The 2,299-nt window shown below is 63.4% G+C and carries 2 protein-coding genes; both read right to left on the bottom strand.

The annotated features are described in order from the left end of the window. Positions 1-888, bottom strand: an 888-nt coding sequence (gene tsf / locus AC1DT3_RS18405; protein WP_477466672.1) for a translation elongation factor Ts, incomplete at its 3' end; no start/stop codon positions are given. Positions 889-996: 108 nt separating this feature from the next. Beyond that, the gene (locus tag AC1DT3_RS18400) at positions 997-2,010 is read right to left on the bottom strand and encodes a 30S ribosomal protein S2 (RefSeq protein WP_477466671.1); all 1,014 of its coding nucleotides are present in this window, start codon (positions 2,008-2,010) and stop codon (positions 997-999) included. Between the last annotated feature and the right edge of the window lie 289 nt (positions 2,011-2,299).

The following is a 2,299-nucleotide window of genomic DNA, read 5'->3' as shown; positions in this document are numbered from 1 at the left end:
ATCCGGAGCTTCTTCTTTTTCGATGCCCTCGCCGAGAGCGTAGCGGACGAAGCCCGTCAGCGTCACCGGCTTGCCGGCCTTCGCTTCGGCCTCCTTGAGGACCTGTGCGACCGACTTCGAGGGATCGTGCACGAAGGCCTGCTCGACCAGCGTCACTTCCTTGTAGAAGCTCTTGAGGCCGCTCTCGATGATCTTCTGCAGGACGTGGTCCGGCTTGCCGGCGTTCTTTTCGCGCAGGATGGCGCTCTCGCGCTCCACGGTCGCCTGGTCGACGCCGGTGGAATCGACGGCAGCCGGATTGGTCGCCGCGACATGCATGGCGATCTGGCGGCCCAGCGCGCCGAGAACCGTCACGTCGCCTTCGGACTCCAGAGCCACGAGGACGCCGATCTTGCCGAGGCCTTCGTTGACCGCGTTGTGCACGTAGGACGCGATGATGCCCTTCGAGATCTCGAGCTTCGAGACACGACGCAGGGTCATGTTCTCGCCGATGGTGGCGATCAGCTCCTGAAGGCGATCCTTCACGGTGACGGTCGATCCCGGGAAATGCGCGGCTTCGAGCGATTCCACGGTGCCGTTGCCCATGAGCGCGATCTTGGCGGCTTCACGAGCGAAAGCCTGGAAGGAATCGTTACGGGCGACGAAATCCGTCTCCGAATTGACTTCGAGGATCGCAGCCGTGTGGCCCGACGATTCGACGGCGACCAGGCCCTCGGCCGCAACGCGACCGGCCTTCTTGGCGGCCTTCGAGAGCCCCTTCTTGCGGAGCCAATCGATCGCAGCCTGCATGTCTCCGTTGGTCTCGGCCAGCGCGGTCTTGCAATCCATCATGCCGGCGCTCGACGTCTCGCGCAGCTCTTTCACCATCGCAGCGGTAATAGTCGCCATGGCTCTTCCTTTCACGGGTTCACATATAGGGAGCCCGGCGCTCAGGGAACGCCGGGCCTGATCAAAATTCAAACAAGGGGCGCCGCTGGTGCGGTGCCGAGACGGGCCTTAGGCCGCGTCGATCAGGGCGCGAGCCTGGCCGATCCAGCCGTCACGATCCAGACGACCGTTGAGCTTCAGATCCTTGTCGAGAGCCGCGGAATCGTCCGCATTGGCGGCTGCGAGCTGCCAATAGTGGAAGATGCCGGCTTCGTTCAGCTTCTTCTCGAGCTGCGGACCCACGCCCGTCAGCTTGGTCAGATCGTCAGGAGCGCCGCGGGGAGCCGCAAGACGCTCGAACTTCTCGCCCTGCTCGGTCGCACCGGCTTCTGCCGTCGGAAGCTCTTCCGGCATCGGGTTTTCCGAAGCGCCGACGTCAATGCCCATGGCGCCGGCGCCACGGGAGATGCCGTCGAGAGCGGCGCGGGCGATCAGGTCGCAATAGAGCGCGATCGCGCGGCCGGCGTCGTCGTTGGCCGGGACCGGGAAGGTGATGCCGTCCGGATCGCAGTTCGTATCGACGATCGCGGCCACCGGGATCCCGAGGCGCTGAGCCTCCTTGATCGCCAGTTGCTCCTTGTTGGTGTCGATGACGAAGATCAGATCGGGCGTGCCGCCCATGTCCTTGATGCCGCCCAGAGCGCGCTCGAGCTTGTCCTTCTCACGGCTGAGCATGAGACGCTCTTTCTTCGTGAGGCCCTGTGCGCCGGTGGAAAGCAGCTCGTCGACCTTGCGCAGGCGCGAGATCGAACCCGAGATCGTCTTCCAGTTGGTGAGCATGCCGCCSAGCCAGCGGGAATTCACGTAATACTGGGCCGAACGCTTGGCCGCATCGGCGACCGCATCGGAAGCCTGGCGCTTGGTGCCGACGAACAGCACGCGGCCGCCCTTGGACACCGTATCGCTCACGGCCTGGAGGGCACGGTGCAGCAACGGAACGGTCTGGGCGAGGTCGATGATGTGGATGTTGTTGCGGGTGCCGAAGATGTACGGGGACATCTTGGGGTTCCAGCGGTGGGATTGGTGGCCGAAATGCGCGCCGGCTTCGAGCAGCGAACGCATGGAAAATTCAGGAAGCGACATTCGTATTCTCCGGTTAAGCCTCCGCGGAGCAATCCCGGTCAAAGACCGGCACCAGAAAGCCTCATTCAGACATGAGGCAAACTCCGCGTGTGGGATGGGCGCGCCTATAGGTCAGGAATCGACCAATTGCAAGAAAAAAGCGGCGCTTTGGCTATATGAGGGCCACTCGGCGAGGCTTCAAGGGGAGCCGACCGGCGCCCCCTCGCCTCACGATTTGATCCTGTAGCCGGTCTTGAAGATCCACCAGCTCGTCGTCAAGCAGGCCAGCATGTACACCAAGGTCATGGCC

It is taken from the genome of Microvirga sp. P4_G7, assembly GCF_056401005.1.
This window is presented reverse-complemented; position numbering and strand designations above follow the sequence as displayed.